General features: G+C 50.3%; 18 protein-coding genes and 3 pseudogenes. 6 read left to right on the top strand and 15 right to left on the bottom strand.

Annotated elements, in window-relative coordinates; genetic code table 11:
* The 4 genes from AC5JLB_RS04730 to AC5JLB_RS04715 all read right to left on the bottom strand — a co-directional run.
* Nucleotides 1-386 (bottom strand): Y-family DNA polymerase (locus tag AC5JLB_RS04730; protein ID WP_495872696.1); only part of this gene is annotated, 386 nt, incomplete at its 3' end.
* Between the two features lie 251 nt (nt 387-637).
* Nucleotides 638-1,378 carry a hypothetical protein gene (locus AC5JLB_RS04725; RefSeq protein ID WP_495872695.1) on the bottom strand — a complete coding sequence of 247 codons (741 nt, stop codon included), beginning with the start codon at nt 1,376-1,378 and terminating at the stop codon, nt 638-640.
* A 12-nt stretch (nt 1,379-1,390) separates the two neighbouring features.
* The gene (locus AC5JLB_RS04720) at nt 1,391-1,942 is read right to left on the bottom strand and encodes a hypothetical protein (RefSeq protein WP_495872694.1); all 552 of its coding nucleotides are present in this window, start codon (nt 1,940-1,942) and stop codon (nt 1,391-1,393) included.
* Nucleotides 1,942-2,733: a DUF4058 family protein gene (locus AC5JLB_RS04715; protein ID WP_495872693.1), complete on the bottom strand. Its 792-nt coding sequence runs from the start codon at nt 2,731-2,733 to the stop codon at nt 1,942-1,944. Before AC5JLB_RS04715 ends, AC5JLB_RS04720 begins: the two co-directional genes overlap by 1 nt.
* A gap of 128 nt (nt 2,734-2,861) precedes the next feature.
* Between AC5JLB_RS04715 and AC5JLB_RS04710 the strand changes: the two genes are divergently transcribed.
* Complete coding sequence (locus tag AC5JLB_RS04710; protein ID WP_495872692.1) at nt 2,862-3,905, top strand: tyrosine-type recombinase/integrase; 1,044 nt, start codon at nt 2,862-2,864, stop codon at nt 3,903-3,905.
* A 61-nt stretch (nt 3,906-3,966) separates the two neighbouring features.
* Here the strand turns inward: AC5JLB_RS04710 and AC5JLB_RS04705 are convergent.
* The 8 genes and pseudogenes from AC5JLB_RS04705 to AC5JLB_RS04670 form a co-directional block, all read right to left on the bottom strand.
* Nucleotides 3,967-4,727: pseudogene (locus tag AC5JLB_RS04705) on the bottom strand (IS6 family transposase).
* Nucleotides 4,728-4,763: 36 nt separating this feature from the next.
* Nucleotides 4,764-5,228, bottom strand: coding sequence for an SDR family NAD(P)-dependent oxidoreductase (locus AC5JLB_RS04700; protein WP_495872691.1), 465 nt, complete (start codon nt 5,226-5,228; stop codon nt 4,764-4,766).
* Nucleotides 5,229-5,337: 109 nt separating this feature from the next.
* Nucleotides 5,338-6,303, bottom strand: coding sequence for a quinone oxidoreductase family protein (locus AC5JLB_RS04695; RefSeq protein ID WP_495872690.1), 966 nt, complete (start codon nt 6,301-6,303; stop codon nt 5,338-5,340).
* Nucleotides 6,304-6,412: 109 nt separating this feature from the next.
* Nucleotides 6,413-7,408: an aldo/keto reductase gene (locus tag AC5JLB_RS04690; protein WP_495872689.1), complete on the bottom strand. Its 996-nt coding sequence runs from the start codon at nt 7,406-7,408 to the stop codon at nt 6,413-6,415.
* Nucleotides 7,409-7,437: 29 nt separating this feature from the next.
* Complete coding sequence (locus tag AC5JLB_RS04685) at nt 7,438-8,709, bottom strand: MFS transporter (protein WP_495872688.1); 1,272 nt, start codon at nt 8,707-8,709, stop codon at nt 7,438-7,440.
* A 197-nt stretch (nt 8,710-8,906) separates the two neighbouring features.
* Nucleotides 8,907-9,821, bottom strand: coding sequence for a helix-turn-helix domain-containing protein (locus AC5JLB_RS04680; RefSeq protein ID WP_495872687.1), 915 nt, complete (start codon nt 9,819-9,821; stop codon nt 8,907-8,909).
* A gap of 169 nt (nt 9,822-9,990) precedes the next feature.
* The gene (locus tag AC5JLB_RS04675) at nt 9,991-11,229 is read right to left on the bottom strand and encodes a DUF3500 domain-containing protein (RefSeq protein WP_495872686.1); all 1,239 of its coding nucleotides are present in this window, start codon (nt 11,227-11,229) and stop codon (nt 9,991-9,993) included.
* A 379-nt stretch (nt 11,230-11,608) separates the two neighbouring features.
* A complete protein-coding gene (locus AC5JLB_RS04670; RefSeq protein ID WP_495872685.1) occupies nt 11,609-12,529 on the bottom strand; it encodes a LysR family transcriptional regulator in 921 nt (306 codons plus the stop codon).
* 118 nt (nt 12,530-12,647) lie between these two features.
* Between AC5JLB_RS04670 and AC5JLB_RS04665 the strand changes: the two genes are divergently transcribed.
* The 4 genes from AC5JLB_RS04665 to AC5JLB_RS04650 all read left to right on the top strand — a co-directional run bounded on the left by AC5JLB_RS04665 (nt 12,648) and on the right by AC5JLB_RS04650 (nt 15,718).
* Nucleotides 12,648-13,106 carry an ester cyclase gene (locus tag AC5JLB_RS04665; RefSeq protein ID WP_495872684.1) on the top strand — a complete coding sequence of 153 codons (459 nt, stop codon included), beginning with the start codon at nt 12,648-12,650 and terminating at the stop codon, nt 13,104-13,106.
* Between the two features lie 54 nt (nt 13,107-13,160).
* Nucleotides 13,161-13,736: an MFS transporter gene (locus tag AC5JLB_RS04660; protein WP_495872683.1), complete on the top strand. Its 576-nt coding sequence runs from the start codon at nt 13,161-13,163 to the stop codon at nt 13,734-13,736.
* Nucleotides 13,737-13,900: 164 nt separating this feature from the next.
* A complete protein-coding gene (locus AC5JLB_RS04655) occupies nt 13,901-15,043 on the top strand; it encodes a Kelch repeat-containing protein (protein ID WP_495872682.1) in 1,143 nt (380 codons plus the stop codon).
* Between the two features lie 246 nt (nt 15,044-15,289).
* Nucleotides 15,290-15,718 carry a (2Fe-2S)-binding protein gene (locus AC5JLB_RS04650; RefSeq protein ID WP_495872681.1) on the top strand — a complete coding sequence of 143 codons (429 nt, stop codon included), beginning with the start codon at nt 15,290-15,292 and terminating at the stop codon, nt 15,716-15,718.
* A gap of 48 nt (nt 15,719-15,766) precedes the next feature.
* On the opposite strand, the gene AC5JLB_RS04645 is transcribed toward AC5JLB_RS04650, so the two are convergent.
* The gene (locus tag AC5JLB_RS04645; RefSeq protein ID WP_495872680.1) at nt 15,767-16,657 is read right to left on the bottom strand and encodes a transposase; all 891 of its coding nucleotides are present in this window, start codon (nt 16,655-16,657) and stop codon (nt 15,767-15,769) included.
* 53 nt (nt 16,658-16,710) lie between these two features.
* On the opposite strand from AC5JLB_RS04645, the gene AC5JLB_RS04640 reads away from it, so the two are divergent.
* A complete protein-coding gene (locus AC5JLB_RS04640) occupies nt 16,711-16,953 on the top strand; it encodes a 2Fe-2S iron-sulfur cluster-binding protein (RefSeq protein WP_495872697.1) in 243 nt (80 codons plus the stop codon).
* Nucleotides 16,954-17,188: 235 nt separating this feature from the next.
* On the opposite strand, the pseudogene AC5JLB_RS04635 reads toward AC5JLB_RS04640, so the two are convergent.
* Nucleotides 17,189-17,876 (bottom strand): annotated as a pseudogene (locus AC5JLB_RS04635) (IS6 family transposase).
* A 309-nt stretch (nt 17,877-18,185) separates the two neighbouring features.
* A pseudogene (locus AC5JLB_RS04630) lies at nt 18,186-18,524 on the bottom strand (IS66 family transposase); the annotation flags it as partial.
* Nucleotides 18,525-18,569 lie beyond the last annotated feature (45 nt).

Raw genomic sequence — 18,569 nt, 5'->3', positions numbered from 1 at the left:
GCGGCTCTGATCTCTCGTGCGATCGCCGTCGCATAGGGCAGCCCTGACTTATTCTCGCTCACATCAAGATAGGCTTCATCGAGGGCGATCGGTTCGATCATGTCAGTATGACGCTCAAAAATGGGGCGGATCTGAGCTGAGATTGCCCGATAGAGTTCAAACCGAGGGGACACAAAAATCAAGTGAGGACAGCGTTGGAGCGCGACTTTAGAGGACATGGCCGAGTGAATGCCAAATCGTCTCGCCTCGTAGCTAGCAGCGCAGACCACCCCCCGCGTATTTGGAGAGCCACCGACTGCCAGCGGTTTACCTCGATAAGCTACGTTGTCCCGTTGCTCTACTGAGGCATAGAAGGCATCCATATCCACATGAATAATCTTTCGCATCTCACTTACCCGCGCTGAGCCACCTTTCAATTCTTAATAGTACGAAGTAACTATTAAGGTATCCCTTTAATGAGAAATTGTTACACCTTCTCTATCAGCATTTATCAGTGGCGATCGATGTCCTTCAACTGATTATCCGATGCGCTGTAGTGATGAATATAGAAAACCCAGTATTCCTGCACTCTCAAAATTCCTCAGCTTGGCAGAACGGTTCAGAATTCTACGCCCAGCATAGTGAACAGGGTCACCGTCTACTCCCGGGTTACCCAGAGGGTTTCGGCTCCATAGAACTCCCCTCGTTGCTCCAATCGGTATTCACCGAGCAATAGGGCTAACCAAGTTTTGACCCAGACACTTCGGGGCTCATTATCTTCTGCAGTACTCAGATCCTTCATCGCCCTCGTCAGGTCGACCCATAGCATCGAGCGATGCGGCTGCGCTGCAAAACACTGCTGGACTGCACTGATCCAATCCTGAACATTCTCGCTGTGCGCGATCGCAAGTGCGCCTTGGTAACTCTCCGGCTCGTCAAGCTCTGGTTCTGCATCCAGGGCCTCCAAAAGGGCCGCTTGATCAATTTCGGCGATAGATCGCCCATCATCCGGAAAGTCAGAATGGTTCCCCACTTGAGAAGCTCTCGGTGGACCCGGAGGAGCTTCAACAAAGGGGGCCAAATTGACTTGCATCGATTGCCGCACAAAGCGGTCAAACGCCCCCAGCGGCATGATTGGTCCTTCTGCATTGCCGATATGGTGAATTTCTTCAATTGTCAACAACGCGCGATCGTGAATAATTTGCGCCATACGATCAATCACATCGCCCGCTAATTTCAACTGCGATCGCACACTCAAGGAATCGAGCGCCACGTCTAGAATCAACCAGATTTGCTCAAGGTCTGCTTGTTCTGGAACATCTCCTGCACTTTCAATCACAGTCCAGAGTTCGAGTTGCACGACTTGGCTTGAGCGTTGAAATTGCTGCTTTCGAGCCATGATTCATCCTCTTTAATCAGTCGGCAACGAATACAACTCCGGTGCCAGTTCTTCTAGTGCGGCGAATTTGCGAATTCCGTATACTTCGCTCAGTTTCTTTAGCAATCGCTCAACGTAGATTTCGACTTGGCGAGGCGTTAACGTGGCACAAGCAATCGGTACAATCTCGGCTTCCTTGATGCGTCCACACCAGACTTCACCGGAGATCGCCACGAGGGGTGCATCCACCGCTCGACGATACACTTTCAAGACGGCAGAATAGCCTGCATCCGGTAACTCGGTTTCAAACTGAATCTGCTTCATGCCCGAATGCTGGCGAATTTGTGCCAGTGTGTCTGCGGCTAAGGGGTCATCATCCAGCTGAACTGTGATCCGGCCTTGTTCTGCCCAGCGTTTCTGATTGCGTTGTTGATTGCGCCGATCGCGGTGCCGCGCATAGGAGCGGCGATTCGGACAGACTCGTGAATCCCAGCAACCGTCGCCTTCCACCCCATGCCGTTGCTTTGCCTCCGTTGCAGGCAGTTTGGCACACAGGCGACACTTTTCGGGCAATGACTTCGGCATTATGTCCCCCGCAGTGGTGCGAGTAACTCATTCACCCATTGCTGATCACCCTTAGACAAAGCAGGTGGGGGAACGGGCTGTTGATAATCGATCCGCACGTCATAACTGCCTAAGTCGTAAACGCAATCGAAGACGTCTTGCAGGTTCACAGTCAATTCAGCGTCCTCCGGCTTTAGGGGCAGTGGAAAGTGAGGAATGGATTCTCGCAAGCTAAAGCCGTACAAGTCGGCGGTGGGGCGATTCGCTTCCCGGCTCACCACAATCCGATAATCAACCTTCTCAGTTGTCCCCGTCATCGGCATGGGCAAATTTCCACGCAGCAAGTCGATCTCAACTAAATGCGACAAACTTCCTAACACGCGCTGACGCTTTTTCTCGTATGCCGTCCGCCCCTTTCCTCTGCGCTTATTTTTAGGGGACAAGATCTCGATTGCTGTGACAACCGTATTTGTTCCCACCTCTCGGACTTCCAGATACCGTTCTCGGACTTCAACGGGCACGGGGAGGCGAACCTGGGTCGGGCGCGTTTGCACGGCAACGTCTGACACTTCTGACGATCGCAGATTTTCTTGGTGTTCTACCAATGGCAATATCAAAGCATCAGGAATGCCGACCAGCAATTCTTCTTCGCCCTCGTCGGTATAGGTGCGTGTCTCAACTCCGACGTAGTACTTGGGACGGAGACTTGGGATCAGCGCATTGGACAGTTCAACAATCAGGCGGCTGTGAAATTCTGACCAGAACGTAGGATGTTCCAAATAAGGGTTCATTCCGGGGAAAGGCGACGGCATGAATCTTCCTCAAACGCTGATAGCTGCCTAAATTTTACCGTACTTTTCATTGTGCTCCTTCGTGGATGTCGTATGCTGGTCATATTCCAGCTAATGATGATTATCTGTAATCAGAAAGTGAGGCAATTTTGGAACCAAAGCCCAGAGGGATTCCAGAAATCCAAATTCTTCCAGTCCATCGGGAGCCCCTCCACACTGAAAAATCGGTTTCAGAACCGAGTGATTTGCGGGAACTGCGGGTGGAGGAATTTTTGCAGGCGCGATCGCTGGCTCCCAGAACTCAGAACGCCTATCGCCAGGACTTGCAGCAGTTTCTGAGTTGGCATGATAGAAGCTGGGCGAAGACTACACCACGTCAAATCGCCCAATTCAAAGCGCATTTAATGCGGAGGGAGTTAGAGACGGATCAACGGGTATTGTCAGATGCTACGGTGCGGCGGGTGTTGGGAACGGTCAAGAACTTTTTCGGTTGGATGACGCGATCGCGCTACTTGACGGTTGACCCAACGCTCGAGGTCGCCCTTCCTAAACTGGTCGAACCCGAGGCTCAGAATCTGAGCGATGCAGAGGTAGAACAGATTGAGCAGGCCATCCTGCAAGGCTCACTACCAGAACGAAATTTAGCGCTGATGTCAGTGTTGATGCACGGCTTGCGCGCCAATGAAGTGTCTGCCCTAAATTGTGAGAATTTTGATGGACGGCGACTGACCATTCGCGCGGCAAAGGCGGATAGTAAAGGGGCAGTTCCGTTAACGCAAGAGGCGAGCCAACGGGTGGAGGCTTATTTGTCTTGGCGACGAGGTCAAGGAGATGAGGTGCAATCGCTCAGCCCATTATTTGTGTCTCATTCTCGCCGCAATGCGGGACAACGGCTGAGTTATGAGGGCATTCACAAGGTCGTGGATGCGATCGCTCAGAAGACGGGCATCCAGTTTCATGCTCACCGCTGTCGCCACACGTTTGCCACCAATCTGGTGCTCAAGGGGATGAATCCCTATCATGTGATGACGCTAACGCGCCACCGCTCGGTGCAAAGCTTCCGGCGCTACACGAAAGCGGCAGACCAGGCGGCGGCGGAAGCGGCATTTTACGAAACAACAGGCCCTTCAGCCCAGGAATGTGGCGAGACCGCTGGATTGAAAGGTTCTAGCTTGAACCTCAACAACCGCTAAAGATAGGGTTCTGTCGCAAAGACTTTAAAGTGACAAACGAACTGGTCTCGTTTGTGTTGCTTTAAGCCATCACTCCAAAGAGTTCATTAACAAATCTTGCTCCAGATACACTATCCCCTTGTTTGATTCCTTTCACTTGTCCTTTACGCATCATCGCCATTGCCTCTATCCCGCGCAACGTTCTCCTTGCCGTGTTGAATGATTGAAATCCCATCATTGGTTTGACAATCCGTTTGATGTTCCGATGGTCTTGCTCGATAATGTTGTTCAAGTATTTGCGCTGCCGCAATTCGGTCTCGGCTTTCAAGGTTTGGTCTTGCTTCAATTCATTGATTGCGACTGGATAAGCGGCGTTTTTATCGACTGTGAGTTCTTCGAAGCTCGCGCAGCGACTCACCCGTGGAGTTTGAGTATGCTTGGCTCCCAACACTTTGCGAAAAAAGCGCGCCGCAGCCTTTCCATCCCGCTTCGCACTCAGCATGAAGTCCAGGGTATTGCCCTGCGAATCCACCGCTCGGTACAGGTATTTCCACTCGCCTTTCACTTTGATGTACGTTTCGTCGACTCTCCACGAATCGTTTGTGGGATTCAGAAATGGACGGATGCGTTTGTCGAGTTCTGGGGCAAATTTCAAAACCCAACGATTGAGGGTCGAATGTGTTCGCTTCGCGAAGCTCCGTAGGACACCACGGCGACTCCGCGCTCCGCCATCATCTCCTCCAAGTCTCGGTAGCTCAAGGAATAACGACAATACCAGCGCACGTTTAGCAAGATGATTTCTGGCAAAAAGTGCCGCCATTTGAACGAGGAATCAGTCGTCATTTAGAGCAGAGCTAGAGAAAATTGAGCTTCCACACCTTACCATTTTTGCGACACAACCAACAGGGCTGGCACAAACGCCAAACCCGATGAGATATTGATAATCGCTGCTTGTGGCTGTGCACTAAAATGCTCTAGCACCAGCGATGCCAGATGTACTGGTGCTTCCAGATTGATTGCGATTTCCTTCTGTCGGCTCGACCAGTCGGCGGTATCGGTTAAGAATCGCTCGCGTCGCTGAATCCCAGCATTGTTCACAAGCACGTTGAAGTCTGGGTATTGCGCGATCGTCCAAGCGATGAGTTTCTCGCGGTCAGTGGCATTTGCGATATCGGCTACGCGGGTTTCTAAGCCGGGATTGACCGTACGCGCTTCTGCAAGTTTGCCTTCGTGACGACCGCAAACCACCACCCGACTGCCAGCATCAAGAAAACGCTTGGCGATCGCCAGACCAATGCCACTGCCACCACCCGTGACGAGTACCGTATTGTTAGAAAGATCCATGATCTGTCTCCAAAATAGTGTAATAGGTGCCCGAATACTTGATCAATGCTTGGCTGGGCACAGAGTTTGTTGAGAGTAGAGTTGTTGTGATTTGAAATTCGCTCGACTCTTATTTGTCGCTCACGCGCAACACGATTTTGCCCAGATAATGCTGTTTCATCGCTTCCTGCGCTTGCGCGGCTTCTTCGAGTGGAAATATTTGCGCGATGTGAACTTGAAACTTACCAATGCTCATCAATCGGTTGAGTTGATCAAACAACATGGGATCGGCGAAGCCATTTACCTTCTTAAGTTCCACGCCATCAGGCGCTTTAGGTTCAGGCATCACGCCGTTCGGAAAGGCGATGATCCCGCCCTGACGAACCAAACCCAGCGTGGATTGAATATCATCACCGCCCGTCAGCACCAGCGCAGTATCAAAGCCATCGGGCGCAAAGGCGCGGGCGCGTTGCCCAACGTCGTCACCGCGTCCGTCCACCACTTCATCGGCACCCAAACGCTTGGCTAGCTCTACGCCGTCTGCACCCGACGCGATCGCGAAAACGCTTGCTCCCATGCGCTTAGCCAGTTGAAGCGCAACGTGACCGACACCGCCACTCGCGCCCCACAGTATCAATTTGGTTTCGTTACTTGTCCCCAGTGCTTGCAAATTGCTTAGCGCCGTCGCTCCGGCAATAGGTAGTCCGCCCGCCATCAAGATATCGAGACCATCGGGCATCGGCGCAACCGTTTTTTCAGAGACAACAACGTATTGGGCATAGCTACCACCCTTGTCGTTCATGAAGCTCTGTGCGTAAACGCGATCGCCGACGGCAAAACGCTCAACACCGTCGCCAATGGCAACAACGGTGCCCGCACATTCGCCGCCCAGCACGCGCGGAAAGTGGACTTCGTTATACACCAGTGTACCTTCGCGCTCCATCGCGTCCCAGATACCAATTCCAGCGATCTCAACGCGAATTAAAACTTCGCTCGAATCTACCGTAGGCACAGGTAAGGTATGCAAAGTCAGCTTATCGGGTCCACCGAACTCGTTAACAGCCATTGCTTTCATTTGTTGAGGAGTGTTTTGCACGATTAGATTCTCCTGTAATTGCTTCAGCCTTTTGAAGGGCGAAATTGTTTTGTCTGATGATGGGGAGCATTCAGATAGATGTCGGTGCTTCAATCAAGCTGCGGTCTAACTAACGGTTAACGAAGTGCATGAGTGCTTCAGGATAGCGAGTTCCGGCAGCAGCGCCGATCGGCAAGATTGCTTCAATTTGTTGTAGTTCGTCAGCAGTCAGCACAATGTCCACTGCACCCGCATTTTCGTGCAGCCGTGATTGGCGTTTTGTTCCGGGAATCGGGATGATGTCTTCGCCTTTTGCCAACAGCCAAGCGAGCGCAAGTTGAGCAGGCTTACACTGCTTTTGGGCAGCAATTCGCTTGACTTTTTCGACCAGTTCTAGGTTGCGATAAAAGTTCTCGCCTTGAAAGCGGGGATTGTGCCGCCGCCAATCGTCAGGTGGAAAGTTATCGGGAGATTGAAAGGCTCCGGTTAAAAAGCCGCGTCCCAGCGGTGAGTAAGCAACTAAACTCGTTCCCAATTCTCGGCACACGGGCAACACTTCAGTTTCAGGCTCCCGCGTCCACAGACTGTATTCCGTTTGCAGCATCGCGATCGGATGCACTTGAGCTGCTCGCCGCAAAGTTTCAGCACTGGCTTCTGAGAGTCCCGCGTAGCGTACTTTGCCGTCTTGAATCAAGTCTGCGATCGCGCCAATTGTGTCCTCGATCGGCACATTGGAATCGACTCTCGATGGATAGTACAGATCGATGTAATCTACCCCCAAACGCTGCAAGCTATAAGCCAGAAAGTTCTGCACAGCAACCGGACGGCTATCTTCACCGTTGAAGCCACCTTTGTGATCGCGCAATGCTCCAAACTTCACTGCAATGAATACTTTGTCGCGGGGAATTTCTTTGATCGCTTCTCGAATCAGCAGTTCATTGTGACCCATGCCGTAAAAGTCGCCTGTGTCAAGAAAGTTAATGCCCAGATCGATCGCGGCTCGAATAGTTGCAATACTTTCAGTATCATCGGTTTGTCGATCGCCGTAGAAGTCGGACATTCCCATGCAGCCCAATCCCAACGCTGAGACTTGCGCGTCTGTGGTTCCAAGTTTGCGGTATTTCATAATCTTGCTCCTTTGATTAATGAGGGAAGCTAGTGATATTGATTTAGTTCATTATTCATTGCACGATTTTGCTGATTCAGACGCTTGAGTCTTGGAAGTGCGATCAGCATAACCGCGACAGCAATAAGCACTTGAACTGTAGCTGCCCAATAGGGAGCGGCTGGACTCACGGCTTCGTATAGCCAACCTGCCCACAGCGGTCCGATTACTTGTGCGAGTGCCATGACCGCAGCAATGCTGCCTTGAACCCGCCCTTGGAGATCCGCGCTCATGCTTTTTGACATTGCTCCGGTGAGGCAGGTCTGTACGAGCGGTTGTCCCATGCTGTAGACCACCATGCCTCCATAAACCAGTTGTAAAGCGCCTGTAACTGGAAATAGACCGATTAGAAAAAATCCAAATCCTGCGATCAATCCACCCACAATTGCCAGACGAATTTCTTGAAACCGTCGCAGCAGCAGCGGCAAGACGACAAGCTGAACTAAGACAACAATGATCCCGAAAGTGATCAATAAAGGAGAAATTTGCTCTGGAGTCCAATTGAGGCGATCGGAAAGCAAACTGGGTAAGTTGGACGAAGGCACAATCACAATCGACCAGAACAGCAGATAACTCAAAAGCAGCAGTCGGAGTTGCGGAAATTGTAAGATGTCACGCGCTTGAGTCAGTGGATTTAAGTGACTGAGCGGAAGTACAGTCGCTCGTTGTGCAGGTGGCAAACTTTCTGGCATTGAGAAATAGCCCCAGATGGCAGCAAAACCGAGCACCGCGATCAACACATAGAGCGGCGTAACAGGGCTAATTCGGGCGACAAAACCACTTGTGGTTGGTCCAACAATAAACCCTGAAGCAATTGCAGCAGTTAGAAAAGCAAAGTAGCGAGTGCGATCGCTAGATTTGGTTGTGTCTGCTACATAGGCAAAAGCGGTGCCAATCCAACAGTCAGACACGCCGACGATCATCCAGCCCACGAATAATACCCACAGTTCTCCACCGATCGCAAACATCGAAAAGCCAAGAACTGCGACACACAAACTCACTAGCATGATCACTCGTCGCCCGTAGCGATCGCTAATTGCTCCTAGGCTGGGCGCACTGAGGAATTGTGCGAAAGAATAGCTAGAAAACAACAGTCCGATGGTGAAGGCATTTCCACCATATTGCTCGACTAAAGCTGGCAAGATTGGACCAATGAGTCCGATATAAAACGTACTCAGAAATGCAGCAAAGAGAATAAATGGAGGTAATCGACGAGGTGGCTTTGGCGGAGTTGCGCTTTGCGCTAATCGCTCAGTATTCATGTCTTACTCTCCAATGTTGATAAGTCAATCAGCTTGGCTTTGCAGAGAAGTTCAGCAGATATCTTCTAGCGATCGCTTTCACTGCGTCTTCTTAATTTCTATTAAGCCTGACTCAACCAACATAGGACATGGATATTTTCTCGACAGGCTTGTTCATTTCTAAGTTTAAGAGAATCAATGGTCGTGATTGAACACACCTAGCTTGATGAACTTTGCCGGAAGCTCAAAGGCGACAGTTCAGTGTGTTTTTTGAAGAAACGGGAGAAGTGACCTGCGTCCTTAAATCCCAAGCGAGCTGCAATTTCCTGGACTGATTCCGACGATCGCGCCAACATTGCCTTTGCTTCCGCGATCGTTTTCTCCGCAATCCAGCTATTGACTGATCTACCTGTTTTATATTTGATGACGGTGCTGAAATAGTTGGGATGCAGATACTGTGCCTGGGCATAGTCCTGTACCTGGAACAAGCGATCGCACTTGCCATCCAGTAGATCGCGAAAGTGCGCTTCAAGGTTGCGTTTGAATGTCAGTGTGATGTCCGAGCTAGTTGAAGCTTCAGTCAGTGGATCATATGCCTTCCAAAACCGCTCTTTAATTTTGAGGAGCAACACCACTGTTAAACATCCAATCACTTTATGTTTGTATGCAGAATCCGACTGATATTCATACAACAATTGGCCACCTAAGTCGTCAAAGATTTGAAAGACTTCGCGATCGGGGTAGTTTGGTGGCGCAACTTCAGCAATTAGAAATGGAAATTCATCAAAAACATTCTCATGAACATATTGCTTCAGGAATGATTCTGAGAAGCTGATGATATATCCCTGTAATGTTTCATCAACCTCGAACCCCTTTAAATGACCGGGATTTGTGAAATAAATGGTGTTGCCGCGAGTCACATAGGATTGGTCGTCAATGAGGTAGCGACCTCGCCCTTCGCGCAGGATTAGAACTGAGTAGAAGTTTGCCCGAAACGTTGGAGACTTAATTGGAGCATTGGGATAAAGTTCCTCATTTCGATGAATCGTAAAACCAACGTCTTGCTCTAGCCTGCCGCCAAAGGAAGCATAAAGTTCAGACATCGAATCGTAGGTCTTAATCGCGTCACTCATGCGGATTGATATGAACTACAACCATAATTCAGTCGCATCACGCTGATACGATATCGCAAAACTGCTCTGTCTTATGCTTAGCCGCTCTGTCCGATCGATGCATTTTAGTACTCCTCGTCGAATGTTTATCTTCATTCGATCGACGACTTCACGCGGGGAACTAAATCATTCAATGCCTATGCGGGTGCGGGTGCTGCTGATAGTGCTGCCGGAGTAGATCCTTCCCGTAGTCGTTCCCATTCGGCGTTCGCACTACGGTGTGGATGTGTTCGCGCGTAGGCTGACCCCGTTCTAAATACCGCAGAGCGATCGGCGTTTGATGATCGAACTCGATCAAGATCACCGGGCTGTAGATACGGTAATAGAAGACGCTGTTCGGTTCCGTCCCGCCGATCCAAGCGAATCGAGTTTCGTTTAGATACCGCTGTACCTCGTCCATCTTAACCGTCGCGTGCCCGTCGCGCATAGTTCCTACATACTCACCGATTAAATCGAGCAATTGTGCCTTCTGATTGGCGGTGAACTCTGTAGCGCGAATGCCTGCGTAGTCGAGAACGACGTTGTCACTGAACGCTTCGCCCACGTTATTGTTGCGGGTCTTGGAAACCTCTATGATAGCCTTCTTACGCTGTGCATCATCGAGCGCGTTGATCAGTGCCAGACCCTTGTTCTGTTCACTTTGCAGCACGGTCGTGCCTTTGTACCTGCCGGAGTTAGCCGTCACTGGCTCGGAACCCATGAAAGTGGGTGTCATCACCACCTGGTCACCCAGTACGAAGTAGTTGATGATCAGGTGGTGACCATCGAGTTGCCAGCCCCACGGCTCCGTGTCTGAAGGTGTGCCCATCACCGTAATCCAGAAGAGCCACTCGCCATATTCCTCGAAGTTATTGTTATTTAGCTCGCCCAAGGTGTGGTTGAGCCGCATGATGTCGCACGACTGCTCCAATCCCTTAGCGCTGAGCGAGGCTCGCAACAGGTTGAATGCCACCTCGCGCTGAGCCTCAGTCATCTCGTAGAAGCCCGTGCCCTGCCGGATGTAGAAGTGCTGGTTCATCCACTTGTGCCATTCCGGGTCGTCAACCGAAAACACCGTCTTGGTGCGTTGCGCTGGGGTCAAAGTGGCGAGGAAAGTCTCGGCAGCACTGCGAACGGGCGCGGTGGAAACTCCGGTCGAGCGGATGGGGAAGAGACCTGGGACAACATCGCCGTTCGTGGTGATACCCTTAAACGGCTCGGCTAGGCCACGGGCTTCAGCCTCTCTCGACCTGCGCCGGAAGCTCTCGGCAAGAGCACCTGATAGCTGCTGTGCATGAGATTTGATGCCATGCGTCAAGACATTAGCAAGACTGACAACGACACTGGCACCTCCCATAATGCCCAAGAATCTACGACGTTTCATGTTCATAATGACCTCCTAGAGTCAGCTTTAACGATCACTATAGGTAATTGCTTAAACCTGGGGGTTTTCCCGCTGAATGCTCGATAAAACGTTTCAAGCGATCGCTTTTGTGCAACTGTCAGTACTAAAGTCTGAATCATTGCTAATAAATGCATGGAATTCTTGGTTAATGATGAGTGCAAATAAAGTTACTACGATTATTGCAACGCATATGTGATGTGTCCAATGCATATTAGAAATAATCTTCATACCAATATTGGTATATATTGAAGTCATGGCTCAGCAGTTCCCCAATCTCTCGCCTCGACCTGAATCAACTTCTTGCTTTACAGGTCATCCTAGAGGAGAGGCATGTCAGTCAATCAGGTTTATGCACACAACCTTCTCACTCTCGTCTCACCGTCGCCCGAATCTGGTCACGGAACCAGGACTGCCCAGAATCACCGTCGAGCCGAGGATGCCAGATCATGGTGTAGGGGAAATCACCAATCTCTTGAGGTGGTAATACTTGGCGAAGGTTTGCTGACTTTGAGAGTTCGAGTGCGACACGCATGGGGACGGTGAATATCAGGTCAGTGCCCACAATATTAAGTGCGGTTGCCATGAAGTAGGGGCACTGGAACATAATCTCTCTTGCCTTGCCCAGATCAGCCAGCGGCCGATCGATCATGGTTTGCTGCCCTTCTGCGGTGGCGACGATCGCATGGGGACGACATAGGTATCCGTCTAAAGAAAAACGCTCGTGCTTAAATGGGTTGTCCGCGCTGATGAGGCAGATGAACTGCTCGTGGTACAGCACTTCCACCTTCAGTCCCTTGGGCGGGGTTGGTACGCTGCCCACACCGAGTGCCAAGTCACAGCGTCCCGTTTCTACGTAACGGTAACTCTCTGGTGCCCAGCCAATGACCTCGACGCGAACGCCCGGAGCAAACTTGCGACAGAGCCGTACCGCACCGCTGACGATCACGGCGACTGCATAGTCGGTGCCTGTGACTCGGAAATATTGCTGCGAAATAGCAGGATCGAAGTCGTTGCTTGCGATCGCCGCGTTGAGGCGAGGCAGGAGAGCCTCTAATTCTTGCAGCAAGCGATCGCCACGCGGTGTTCGTTCGTACCCCACGCCACTACGGACGAGCAGATCATCGCCGAGCGCCGCCCGCATTCGACTCAGCACCCGACTCATCGCGGGCTGACTGAGCGAGACGCGGAGAGCGGCACGAGTAATGTGTTTCTCCTCCAGCATGGCTTGTAGAGCCAGAAGTTGGTTCAGGTCGATGCGGGAGAGGTTAGGGAACTGTTGAGTCATAACTTCAATCATACCATTATTGACATGATTTACATTCTCAATATGCATTGGACACATCATAAACAGCATGCAATGATCGACATAGTTTCATTCGTGTTTGTCATCAACCGAGGATTCTATGCATTCATCAGTAACGATTCAAACTTCAGCTTTGACAGTGGCGCAAGAGCGATCGCTTGAAGCGTTCTACCAAGCGTTCAGCGATAAAAACCCCAGTCTTCTTGACGAAGCCGTGACTTCGGACTGGCAGGACATTCCGCTCGCGCCCGGTCAAGATAATGGTCGTGAGGGTTTCAAGCCACTCATGCAGATGTTCTTTGCTGCCTTTCCGGACTTGCAGATCGTGATTGACGACGTGATTGCACAACCAGACCGTGCTGGTGTGCGGGCGCGCATGGTTGCGACCCACCGAGGAGAAATCTTTGGACTTCAGGCGGCGGGAAAGCCCATCTCGATCGCATTGCACGAGTTTCATCACTTCGACGGCGATCGCATTTCGCACACCTGGCACTTGGAAGATTGGTTCGGGATGCTGCATCAAATTGGTGCATGGTCGCCCGCTGCGCTGCCTAGCTAGAAACTGACCGATTTTTGCCATTAGTCAGCAGACATCGGAATTGGGAAAAGAACTATGCAAATTCGACCGAACTCTTTGGGGTTTACTCTGCTGCTAGGTGCCCTGGCTGCATTACCGCCCTTAGCGATCGATATGGGATTGCCCGCCCTTGCTGCACTTGGTACGTCCTTCAATGCATCCCCTGCTGCCACAGGTTTGACCCTCAGTTTATTCATGGCTGGCTTTGCGATCGCGCAACTGGTCTTTGGTCCGTTTTCTGATCGCTACGGTCGCCGCCCGATTCTATTAATGGGTTGTGGGGTCTTCACACTCGCTAATGTGATGTGTACGATCGCGCCCTCAATCGATGCGCTAATTACTTGGCGCTTTATCGCAGGTGCAGGTGCAGGTGCTGCCGCCGTACTAGAGATGGCAATCGTTCGTGACCTGTTTGAGGGTTCCGCCGCACGAGCGCAGTTCTCATACATCAATCTCGTGACGAGCATCGCGCCAATGATTGCACCCATAATCGGTGCGAGGGTTCTGGTTGTTACGGGTTGGCGATCGGTCTACGGAGTGCTAGCGGTTGGGGGGGGGTGTACTCTTAATCACCATCGCGATCGGGTTTGGAGAATCAATTCCACATCGTGACAAGAATGCGATCGCACCTTCCATCTCAGCAGTGTACAGGATGGTCTCGCTTACAGTGCCTCAGGGCGCGCTTGCGGCAAAATACTTCTACGTCCCCCGGCTCAATAGCTTTCAGCAGCTTACAGCACGAACACATCAGAATACAAAAGTAGGAGGACAAGGTAATGACGAATAGTAACCCGAAAGATGACGTCGCTCAAGATAACAATTATTCTCATCCAGCAACTAGGCGAGTTGTTTCCCGTCGCTCTGCACTGGGTTTGTTAGGATTTGGTGCCGCCGCTGCTGCTGCCTTGCTGCCCAATCTCTTCAAGACATCACAGGCACAGAATCAAGCGCAAAGCCAACTGCCATCTTGGACTAAAGCTGCGCCGCCAGCGATCGCTCGACAAGAGCTTTATCCAGAAGTTTTAGACGGAAAATTTTATGTGGTCGGCGGGTTCCTCAGCCAAAACCCTGGATTCACCGATCATTTCGAGTCTTACGACCCTGCCAGAGATGCCTGGACTGTATTGAAACCGTTACCTGACGCACGCCATCACATCACGCTGTCAGCGGTAAGGGGTTTGCTGTATGGTGTTGGCGGCTTCACGGGCGGGTTTCCGAACTGGCAGGCGCAGCCGACGATGTTTATCTATGATCCCGCCTCTAATACTTGGACTAGCGGTACTGACCTGCCAGTGGCGCGCGCAGAGGCTGTATCCGCAGTGGTTGATAACAAGATATACCTGATTGGTGGTCGCGTTCGAGCCACTGAAGACGCTCGGCTGTTCAATGACCACATTGACAGTGTGCGAAACGAAGTCTTTGATCCACTGACCAACGGTTGGTCAGTCCGTGCTGATGCACCGACAGCGCGAAACAGTGCAGCGTCGGCTACTATTGATGGAAAAATCTACGTGGTGGGTGGTCGCAATTTTTCCAAGAATGCCGATGGCACTGCACGGCAGGTGAACGTGCCAAATCTTGAGGTTTATGATCCGAATCTTGATCGGTGGGAGACGCGATCGCCGATGCCTCAAGCGCAAGGGGGCCTGGCTGCAACCGCACTCAACGGCAAACTCTACGTTTTTGGCGGTGAACAATGGGTTCCAGAGCAGAAAGTTTTTGCTGAAAGCTGGGTGTACGACTCGAAAACCGACAAATGGGAAGCACTACCGCCCTTGCCTACCCCACGACATGGATTAGGGGCGTTAGCGGTTGGAAACCGAATTTCTGTTTTTGGAGGGGGAACCAAAACAGGTGGAAGTGCAGCGACAGCGGTACACGAAGTGCTAGTATTGCCCATCGAAAGAGCTACGCAGTAATTATGGTTGTGTCGCAAGTAATTCTGGCTCTTCTGACTTCGTGGTAAAAACGGTGATTATTTCTCTTGAATTACCGAACACTGCTTATGAATCGGATTCTCATAGCCGAAGACAATCCCCGCATCACGCTATATAAGGACATACGCGATCAAAAACTTGCTTCAGCATAGCTTCTGCCTGATGCAATATAAGAGCTTGAAACTGAAAAACGCGAAGATTTTTACTAGTTGTATAGGAGCTTAATGAGTGAACTTTAGATTCAGGCGGCGATTTGGTCAGCTAGTCATCATTGGTACGGTGACGAGTGCATTTAGTGGAATTACGAAAAGAACGATCGCTCAAACTAAGCGCGATACTCCCTCGATTGCACAAGGCTCGGAGTCGAGTAGTATCAGACTCCGAGTCAACGGCAAAGACTATCCATTGCAGATTGAATCGCATGTGACCTTGCTGAATACATTACGCGATCGCATTGGTTTGACGGGTACTAAAAAAGGCTGTGGTTGCGGTCAGTGCGGTGCTTGTACCGTATTAGTGAACGGACAGCGAATTAATTCCTGTCTGTCACTAGCAGTTATGTACGACGATGCAGAGATTACCACGATTGAAAGTTTAGCAAGCGGGAATGAACTGCACCCCGTCCAGGCAGCATTCATTAGGCTTGTTGGGAAATAGTTTAGGATTAGGTTGAAATTCTGTCACCTCCGGTTTGTGACGTAGTTTTCACGCTGCTATCAAGTAAAAGTTCCATAATCCAGCAGCAGTCAACATCAAATAATCATCAAACTGCTCAATCCGATTGCGATAAACTGCGCTCACTGCACCATAGCGTTTCACCCCCGCAAAGGCATTCTCACAAACCACTCGGGATTGACTTAAAGCTCGATTGTCCTCCTGTTGCTCACTCAATTCCCCTCCTTTGGGTTTCTTATGCGGAATACGAATATTGTCATACTGCTTGTCAACTCCGAGAAACCCCAAATCCAGTTCAATGGGAATCTCCTCAGGCACACTCCCGGCTATATCCTCGTGGTCGTGGAACTTCTTATCGTGCAGTTTCCCTTCGCGGGCTTGACTCAACACCAACACTCGTTTGCGCTCATCCACTGCTGCCAAATGCTTACGAGTATGCCGCCGCTTCTTGCCAGAGTCATTCAGTTTTTGCTGCTCTGGGTCTTTGGGACGTTGAATCGGGCGTTCTGTGCCATCAATCATGACTCGTTCCATCCCTGGAAAGCGCTCAATAAATGCCTCAATGCTCGTGAGTTTGCGCTCCGGCAGCACCATCTTCTGGTTCAATGCGCCTTCTAAAATCGGTTGTAAGCGATGCATCCAGTGATGAGCTTGAGAGCGGTCAATGTCAAACAGCGATCCTGCTAAATCGAAGGTGGGGTAACTCTTGAAGTAGAACAAGATGTAAAACAATTTGTCCTGGGAATTGCCCAAGCGTGCTTTGCGTCCACCTCCGATTGCTCGTTGGCGAGGTTGCTGGTGCAAGGTTTGCTCATACCCTGCCTCAAACGCGGGCAACAGAGCATCAAACGCTTTGCGGTTTAATCCTGTCATTGCCCGCAGCAATCGGTCTTCCTTCAGTGCCCGTTCGATGTTGAACATTTCCCTCATCCTCTCTCTGTCTTTACTATTCTCCTCTATTTCCCAACAGGCCTATTAAGCATGACGGATTTCAGTGCGGCTATTGCACACCGGGTCAAATTTGCTCGGCAGTAGCAGCTATAGCTGAAGCAAAAGCAGACACATCAAGTGCAGTTGCAGCAGATGTCAGACAGCAGGGACAGGTTGAGTTGACAGATGCAGAAGTCCGAGAACGCATGAGTGGCAATATCTGTCGGTGTAGTGCCTATCCTGGCATTGTCGCGGCAGTGAAAGAAGCTACTCAAGCGAATTCATAATCAAGCGAATCAATTTCGATTACAAGCCCGCTAGAGCAAACTCTTTCGTTTCTAATTCCCTTAACAATGAAACCATTTGCTTATCTCCGAGTCAACGAACCTAACACAGCGATTCAAGCCGCAACTAGCAACCAAACGAAATTTATCGCGGGAGGTACAAACCGGTATTGTCAACTTAACGGGAGAAAGTCGAAATTAAGCACTGTGATTCTTGAGTTGCTGTAATCGCTCAACTTCACGCAACAGTTTTCAAACAGGCGACTTCTCGCCAATCCTCAAATCGTTGGCGCATCTGTTCTCGATATCGTTTCGCACTCAGTTCATGTTGCTTGGGATGAAAGTGTCCTCGAATGGATTCAAACGCAGATAGAAATCGTTGCGCTTGTCCTGGGGATTTGAATCGCCGCATTCGTCGCTCTCGTGTTCGGGTCGGTTGATGCGAGTTCTCGGCTCGATTGTTCAGCCCCTTATGCTGTCGATGTTCTACATTCTTCATCACTCGCTTCTTGGCTGCCCCGTAACTTTTGAGTTTGTCGGTCACAATCACCCGTGGCACGAAGTTTTGTTTCTTGAGGAGTTTACGGAAGAACCGCTCTGCCGCTTTTGTATCCCGCTGCCGTTGCAGCAAAACATCTAAGATATTCCCCTCCGAATCCACTGCCCGCCACAAATAATATTGTTGCTTTTTATTGCCTCTGGCACATGTGCAGCGTGTTCGTCACTACTACTTCATCGAGATGTCACTTATCTGTGATGTAGGGGCGTTTGCGTTGAAGCTGATTGGCATATTGCTGCCCGAACTTTTGACACCATTCTCGACTCGTTTCGTAGGTCACTTCAATGCCGCGATAGAGCATCATTTTCTCAATGTCCCGGTAGCTTAAAGGAAAGGTGTAATACAGCCAAACACAATGGCTAATAATTTCGCCGGGAAATCGATGACGGAATACATAAAGAGCAGATTGCGATCACGGTTGAACTAGTACGATTATTCTATATCCTGGTTAACCTGACAATACCGTTGGTAGTCCCATTTAGTAAAGGATAGAGAATAAGAGATTGAGGAGAATTAGGCAATAAATTGTGAGGTTTGTGTACTCAGAGACCTAATTCCTATTTCTACGATGGAAGCATCCGAATACAACATTAAAAGGATAAAGCAATGACAAAAGATAAGACAGAAACTGCTTTAGCCATGAAATCAAGCAAAGAATTTAACAAGGAGAACGTAACTACTCAGGTTGAAGGATAGTTGGCATTGTCGGATTGCCTAAGAAGACTTGCTTAAGGGCTTCGAGGACATTCAACCCTTGCTTCTTGAGCGTAGAAATATAGCCAGGAATTCGACCAAACATTTGCGCCCCCTCAACCGAGCGAAATCCACCCGAAATCTTTTGCTTGAGTTTCATCATGCGTAAGTCTCGCTCCGCCTGATTATTATCAAAGGGGACGCGAAAATCAGCCATGAATGCTAACACCTGTGCTTGATGAAGCTGTAAGCGGTCGAGTAAGTTTTTGACAGGCGATTGTTTGGGTCGTCCACGGGATTTTACCGCATTCGGGGGGCAGGGCTGGTTTATCTATGAGAGAAAAAGCAGAATGGAGCAGTTGTTTCT

It is taken from the genome of Myxacorys chilensis (assembly GCF_059505265.1).
The sequence above is the reverse complement of the archived record's forward strand: the minus strand, read 5'-3'. Positions and strand labels throughout refer to the sequence as shown.